Here is a 2,287-nt window from a genome sequence, read left to right as displayed (position 1 = left end):
AGATAATAGACTCATTCCTCTACCTCCACTTCTTCTGCTCCCGGAAAAATAGCACCTAAAACTAAGCTTGTCAGTTCAGCAACTGCCGCATCAATCCGCTGCTCATTTTTTCTCATTTGAATCTTCGCCTCTTCAGAAGTCTGACGAAGTTCTGCAACAGCTTCATTAGCTACATCAACTGCCTCATCAAATGCAGCCATCTTCTCACCAATGAGATTAAACTTCTCATTCTCGGCCCGATGTGGGAAGTTCTCTTCATAAACGACTTCTAGCGCCTTTTCCAGTAATTCTGCATCCGAATCATTGATGACGTCGGCCGGTAAAAATACCGGATAGGCAGCCCCTTCTAGATTGGTTAGTAAAACCTTGGTCCGTGATGGCTGACCATCCTGACCGTAATCTAAACTTTTAGAGTTGTATTCTAACTTCATTGATTTCTCCTTTTCTAAGGGTAAGGGTCGTTTGTTAGATAGGTAACCGTCCCTGTCCAAACTTTTCCACCCAAGATGTTATTGGTTAGTTTTAGCGACCCGTCAGAAGCGATATGAGCCACTGAAGTTCCTGCCGAAGACGCCCCGCTATTGGCATACATGATTAGATGACTTTCACTAATCGGCCGATAGCCAGCAGGAATCTTCTCTGTCACAGCCCGATATTCTGCAGAAGAATTGATGTTATAGATCGCCCTGTTGATTGACAAGGTCACTGTATCCCCTTTTCGAACAGCCGTTGCTTTAACTCCCCAAAAGAGATTTAGTTGCCGACTACTAGTTCTAGTAGATTCCTCTTCCTTAAAAGCCAGTTGCTTCCAAGGGGTCCACTCACCATTATGCCGGGTTCGAGTGAAGCGTCTTCCGGTTGCTTTTTCGATTAAATCTTGAGAAAGATAGCGATCTGATTCAGAATAGACTGCCACAAAAAATTGGCCGACAAAGTCACCCAAGGGACCATTTTTAGGTTCATTGACAGAAAAGAAACTGTTAATGGTCCGTAAGTTCAAGTCAACTGTCTTGCTAGCATTGTAAGGAGACCGACCGTCTTTTGAAGTGAGGGGATAATTCTGGATCATTCGGTTATTGACGTAGATGTTGCCTTCAACATAAACATCTCCTTTGGCATCCACCGCCCCTCTTTCCCAAGGTTTCTTGATCCCGACCCCATGTGGGGTGTAAGACAACACGACCTGCTCTGTCGGTACCGAGAAAACAAATTCTGTTGAGGTAAAGACATCTTCCAGAACTCCCTTAATCATCCAAGAACTGGTTCCAGAATAACTACCAGAGAGCTGTGCTCTCGAGTTAATAAACTCAAAAGTAGAGGTCCACTCACCCCCTGCCGGACCATTTGCCGCCGTGTAATTAGGTGATAAGCCCCTGGCTGCATAAAAGCGCAGCTTCATCCGATTCTTATTGCCAAGGCTTGCCACCTTAGCGTTGCGATTAATCAAGAGCTGGTCCTGCAGCGCTCCCGCCCGTTCCACCGAAAAGGACAGAATCGGCGCATGATAGGCCTCTACTCGAACTCTTTTCTCGACCGCCGGAGACTCCCGCCCCCGGCTATCCACAACGCTCGCTCTGACTGTAATCTCACCGCTCCGGTCAATGATCCCAAAAGTTCCATTATTCTCTGTGACCGTTTGATTGCTGCCAAGAATAACAGCCTTGTAATTCTTGATGGTAGAACCCCTAGCTCCCTGAGCTACCCCAAAATTAACCCTAATCTGAGAGAGAACCTGGACAAATGGTCCATTGGGCAATACCCGTTTGACCACATCGCTACCTTCCAGCAAACTGAAATTACTAAGGGTCGGCTTAACAGAATCAGGAATGGTCAAAGTGGTTGAAAAAGACCGAGTCCCTAGCTTACGACCACCACTATAGGTGTCGACGTGGATTTGACCAGTCCCTGTTGTCGAATTAGGGTAGAGGTCACACAACTCCATGGGTGGGGTCCAACTGATGGAAGTTGCTACATTAGAAGCAATTGTTCCGGACCTACTTTCAAATTCATAGCGAACCGTATGCGTATACCCAGCTTTTACCGGTTGGATTGTGATGGTCATGGCAGAACCAATCACCCCATTAGGCACCGTTGCTGAACTTGCTCGGGCAATAGCTGCCAACTGATAGCCTTGCCGTCCGATACTCAAGGTGTTAGGGGAGTAACCGCCCCCGCCCTGAAGTCTAGCCGTCATACTGGCGACCTTGGAACCATCATCGCCGTGTGTAATCGTGATGGTCTTATCGATTAACTGAATACTGGAATTCTGGCTAAGCATAGCCGGAGA

General features: G+C 47.1%; 2 protein-coding genes. Both read right to left on the bottom strand.

Annotated elements, in window-relative coordinates; all coding sequences use genetic code 11:
• Nucleotides 1–11 precede the first annotated feature (11 nt).
• Nucleotides 12–431: a DUF1366 domain-containing protein gene (locus N4310_RS08230; RefSeq protein ID WP_262092794.1), complete on the bottom strand. Its 420-nt coding sequence runs from the start codon at nt 429–431 to the stop codon at nt 12–14.
• A 14-nt stretch (nt 432–445) separates the two neighbouring features.
• Nucleotides 446–2,287: DUF859 domain-containing protein (locus N4310_RS08225; protein ID WP_262092793.1), on the bottom strand; the 1,842-nt coding region annotated here is incomplete at its 5' end.

Origin of the sequence: Streptococcus danieliae (genome assembly GCF_025447695.1) — a bacterium.
Classification (GTDB): Bacteria; Bacillota; Bacilli; order Lactobacillales; family Streptococcaceae; genus Streptococcus; species Streptococcus danieliae.
The sequence above is the reverse complement of the archived record's forward strand: the minus strand, read 5'-3'. Positions and strand labels throughout refer to the sequence as shown.